This is a genomic window from Streptomyces sp. NPDC005899, from assembly GCF_040629645.1.
GTDB lineage: Bacteria > Actinomycetota > Actinomycetes > Streptomycetales > Streptomycetaceae > Streptomyces.
The window spans coordinates 1-5,149 of record NZ_JBEXWB010000408.1; the positions used below are offsets into that span (position 1 = coordinate 1).

Below are 5,149 nucleotides of genomic sequence, written 5' to 3' on the forward strand. Positions count from 1 at the left end.
GAGCAGCCGTCCGTGGCGGCGGCGGGGACCGTGCTCGACGGCAGTACGCAGGAGGCACCGGGCGAGTTCGCGGTGCGGCCGCCCGGCGAGGCGTCCCCGGGCACCGGTGAGAAGACCGCCGCCGCGAAGGACGCACCCGCGAAGGTGGTGCGGCAGGCACCCGCTCCCGCCCCGCAGAAGACCGGGAGCGCGCCGAAGAAGGCCGCCGGCGGCGAGGCGGCGGCGAAGAAGCCCGCGGAGCCGAAGAAGCAGGCCGAGGAGAAGAAGAGCGGCGGTGCCGCCGCGCAGCCGGCGAAGAAGGGCGCGGCCGTCCCGGCCGGCGCCGGGGTCTCCCTGCGCAGTCATCTCTCGGGCCGCTGCATCGACGTACCGGCTCACAACTTCAGTGACGGTACGTCACTCCACGTGTGGGACTGCGACAACAGCGTGGCCCAGAAGTGGCGGTTCGCCGCGGACGGCACGGTCCGCATCAGCGACAAGTGCCTCGACGTGGCCGGTGCGAACTTCCGTGACGGCACGCCCATCCAGATCGTGTGGTGCAACGGCAACGCCGCCCAGAAGTTCACCCTGAACGGGGCCCACGACCTCGTCAACACTGTCGTCGGCATGTGTGTCGACGTCAAGGACGGCAACCGGAGCAACGGGGCACCGCTGCAGCTGTGGACCTGCAACGGCACCGACAGCCAGAAGTGGAGCACCTGACCGCGACGACTGGACACCGCGGGTACCGCCCACCGGGGACCCGCACGCCCGGGAACGGGCATGATGAACACCGTCGGTCAGCCGACACCCGTCCCCGGCGAGCGGGGGCGTTCACCGGAGTCACCGCCGTGGCAAGGAGGTTGGTGCGTGTCGCGCCAGGTACTGTCGGTCGGTCCACAGGACCGCTATCGGACGATCGGTGAGGCACTCGCCGCCGCCCGCACCGGAGCGCTCATCAGCGTCCGGCCCGGGACCTACGCGGAGAACCTGGTGATCCAGACCAGGGTCACCCTCACCGCCGCCGAAGGGCGGGGCACGGTGGAGATACGGCCGCGTTCGGGCAGCGTGGTCGCACTGCGCGCCGACGCCGTGATGCTCTCCGAGCTGACCCTGAGGGGCGGTGACGCCGAACTGCCGGCCGTGGACGTGCGGCGCGGGCAGGCCGCGTTCGACGGTTGCGAGATCGTCGGCGCCGCCTGGACGGCGATGCTGGCCGGCGGCACCGGGTCCCTCGCCCTCCGCGACTGCCGGGTGAGCAATCCGCAGGGCGCGGGCATCGTGGTCACGTCCACGACACCCACCACCGTGGAGTCCTGCACCCTCGAGCACCTGGGCACCAGCGGCCTGGTCCTCGCCGAGCAGGGCGAGGCGCGCATCCGCGACTGCACGGTACGCGACGCCCGGGGCAACGGCCTGCTGGCCAACGGCGAGAGCCGCGGCGTCGTCGAGGACTGCGACATCTCCTCCACCGACAAGCCCTCCATCGCGCTCGAACAGAACTGCGCCGTCTCGGTGGTCCGCACCGTGGTGCACGACACCAGCACCGGCGTGCACCTGAGCAGCACCGGTCGCACGACACTGGACGACGTCCGGGTCACCGGCGCCTCCGGAAACGGCATCGCGCTGGCCGGCGGCACCGACCCCGTGCTGCGCCGCTGTCGCGTGTCGCGCGTCCGTGGCCACGGTGTGCTCGTCACCGACCGGTCCCGGGGCACCTTCGAGGACTGCTGGGTGGACGCCGCGCAGGGCGCCGCGCTCAGGGTCGCCGGGGCGGCCTCCCCGGCGCTGACGGGCCTGACGGTCCGCGACTGCGAGGGCGCCGGACTGCTCCTCGAGGAGGACGCGGCCCCCGAACTCGACCGCCTCGAAGTGATCGGCGGTTCACCCGCGGTCGCCGTGCGCGGCGGGGCGAACCCGCTGCTGCGCCGTGCCCGGCTGGTGGAGCCCTCCGGCGACGGCATCCTGGCCACCATGGAGGCCCGGGGCCGTGCCGAGGACTGCGACATCGTCCGGCCGAAGGGCGCGGGTGTCCGGGTGGCCTCCGGAAGCACCCTCTACCTGGCCGGCGGCGGGGTGTCCGACACGGCCACCAGCGGCCTGGTCGTGGAGGACGGCGGCAACGTCACCGTGCGCGACTTCCGTGTGGAGACAGCGGGCGAGGAGGGAGTGGTGGTAGCGGCGGGCGGCGAACTGACCGCCAACCGCACCGCGGTGCACGCCCCGCAGGGACACGCCTTCCTGCTTCGCGAGGGCGCGCTCGCCTCCCTCAGCGGCTGCGAGGCGACCGGCGGGGCCCAGGACGGCTTCCGGGTCGAGTCCACCGCGCCGGTGTCGCTCGTCAACTGCCTCGCCCGGGAGAACGAGGGCGGCGGCCTGGTGCAGACCGCCCCCGGCGACCGGCTCGCCGTGGAGAACCTCAGCAGCACCGGCAACGGCAAGCGGGACGCCTGGGGCACCGGCAGCGCCGAGAACACCGACCCGGCGGGCTCGGGTGCCGCGGACGGTCCGCAGCCGGACCGTGCGGACGGTCCGCTCGGCGCCCTCAACGCGCTGATCGGGCTGGAGAACGTCAAGCAGCAGGTGGGCACCCTGGTCAATCTGACCCAGCTCGCCCAGCGCCGCCGGCAACTCGGCATGCCCGCGCCGCCGATGAGCAGGCACCTGGTGTTCGCCGGCCCGCCCGGCACCGGCAAGACCACCGTCGCGCGGCTGTACGGGGCCATCCTGGCCGAGCTCGGCTCCCTGCGCAGCGGGCACCTGGTCGAGGTCTCCCGCGCCGACCTGGTCGCACAGGTGGTCGGCGGCACCGCCATCAAGACCACCGAGACCTTCCAGCGGGCCCTCGGCGGCGTGCTGTTCATCGACGAGGCGTACACGCTCACCGCGGACAGCGGGAACGGCGGCGCCGACTTCGGCCGCGAGGCCGTGGACACGCTGCTGAAGCTGATGGAGGACCACCGCGACGAGGTCGTCGTGGTCGCGGCCGGCTACTCCCGTGAGATGGAGTCGTTCCTCGGCTCCAACCCCGGCCTGGCCTCCCGCTTCTCGCGGACCGTCGAGTTCGAGAACTACTCAGTGCCCGACCTGGTCGCGATCATGGAGAGCATGTGCGCCCAGCACCAGTACGAGCTCGGTGAGGGCACCGCGGCGGCCCTGGCCGCGCACTTCGCAGCCATGCCGCGGGACGCCGGATTCGGCAACGGCCGTGCCGCGCGCGGGGTGTTCGAGGAGATGGTGGACCGGCAGGCGGTCCGGCTCTCCACGCAGTCCCAGGTCGGCGAGCGCGATCTGCGCCTGCTGCTGCCCGAGGACGTCTCCGCCACGGCGGCGGCCACGGCAGCCGCGGCGGCGGGCGGCACCGCCGTACCGGACGACGACCCGCTGACCCGCCTCGGCGACATGATCGGACTCGCCGACGTGAAGCGCGAGGTCGCCGACCTGGTCAACCTCATCACCACCGCGCGCCACCGGGCCGCCGCCGGGCTGCCCGTACCCACGCTCAGCAGCCACCTGGTCTTCACCGGCCCACCCGGTACCGGCAAGACCACCGTCGCCCGCCTCTACGGGGAGGTGCTGACCCAGCTCGGTGTCCTCGACCGGGGCCAGCTGGTCGAAGCGGCCCGCGCCGACCTCGTCGGCCGGTACATCGGCCACACCGCCCAGCTCACCCGCGAGGTCTTCGAACGGGCTCGCGGGGGAGTGCTGTTCATCGACGAGGCGTACACCCTCACCCCGCGCGGCGGTGGCGCGGACTTCGGGCAGGAAGCCGTGGACACGCTGCTGAAGCTGATGGAGGACCACCGGGACGAGGTGGTGGTCATCGTCGCCGGGTACACCGACGAGATGGAGCGCTTCCTCGCCTCCAACCCCGGCCTCTCCTCACGCTTCCCGCGCCGGATCGCCTTCGCCGACTACTCCTCCGAGGAGCTCGTCACCATCGTGCGCGCCCAGGCCACGAGCATGGGCTACGAGTGCGGACCGGGCACCGGCCCCCTGCTGAAGGAGTACTTCGACGCGATACCCAGGGACCGCTCCTTCGGGAACGCCCGCCTGGCCCGCCAGGTGGTCGAGGCGATGGTCACCCGCCAGGCGGGCAGGCTCAGTTCGGTCGCCGCGCCCACCCTGGACGACCTGCGGATCCTCCTCCCCGCCGACGTCACGGTCGCCGCCGGGACGGCACCCCGGTGAGGCCGCCCGCTCTCGCGGCCGCCCGTCTGCTGTCCGGCGCCGGCCTGGCCGCCGCCCTGCTGCTGCCGACGGCCGTGCCCGCACAGGCGGCATCGCCCTCGGGTACCCCCGCGGCCGACGGCAAGAAGGGCCAGGAACTGCCCGGGATGCCCTCCGCACTCGACCCGGACGCCGACGAGGCGGCCTGCACCCCGGCCTCCCGCGCCACCGCGGAGAAGCAGGACTGGTCGCGCCAGCGCCTCGACCTGGACCGGCTGCACCGGCACAGCACCGGAGCGGGTGTGACCGTGGCGCTGATCGACACCGGGGTCGATCCCGACGCCGCCGGGCTGGAAGGCCGGGTCACCGCAGAGGGTGGCGCCGGTGACGACTGTGTCGGGCACGGCACCTTCCTTGCCGGGCTGATCGCCGGGACGGGCGGGGACAGCCCGCGCCTGGCGGGCGTCGCCCCCGACGCGGAGATCCTCGCCCTGCGCGGCACCGACCGGCGCGGGCGGCCGAGCGCCGCCCTGGTGGTGGGGGCGCTGCAGAAGGCGACAGAGGCGGGGGCGGACGTGATCGCGGTCGCGGTGGCCCTGCCGCGCCAGGACCCGGCCCTGAGCAGCGCGGTCGCCGAGGCCCGGCAGGCGGGCGCGGTGGTGGTCGCCGCGGCCACGCCCGACCCGCCGTCCCGTGGCGGCACCGACGAGATCCCCTCCCGCACCTACTGGCCGGCCGGTGAACCCGGAGTGCTCTCGGTCGCCGACATGCTTCCCGGCGGCACCCGCCCGGACGGCGCCCTGCCCACCGGCCGCATCGACCTCGCCGCCCCGGGCGCCGGGGTCGTCTCCAGCGGCCCCCGGGGTAAGGGTCACCACCTCGGCGGCGGCGCCCCGGTGGCCACCGCCTACGCCGCCGGCGCCGCCGCGGCCGTCCGCGCGGCCCACCCGGAAGCGGCACCCGACGACGTCGTCCGCCGCCTGACCGCCACCGCCTACCC

Annotated in this window: 3 protein-coding genes; all 3 read left to right on the forward strand. The window is 74.3% G+C overall.

Going from position 1 to position 5,149, the window contains the following annotated elements; all coding sequences use genetic code 11:
• Nucleotides 1-702 (forward strand): ricin-type beta-trefoil lectin domain protein (locus ABZ371_RS28720; RefSeq protein ID WP_358684939.1); only part of this gene is annotated, 702 nt, incomplete at its 5' end.
• Between the two features lie 147 nt (nucleotides 703-849).
• Entirely contained in the window at nucleotides 850-4,170 is a 3,321-nt protein-coding gene (locus ABZ371_RS28725; protein ID WP_358684942.1) for a right-handed parallel beta-helix repeat-containing protein, read from the forward strand.
• The coding region (locus tag ABZ371_RS28730; protein ID WP_358684944.1) for a S8 family serine peptidase at nucleotides 4,167-5,149 on the forward strand (983 nt) is incomplete at its 3' end. The genes ABZ371_RS28725 and ABZ371_RS28730, both read left to right, overlap by 4 nt.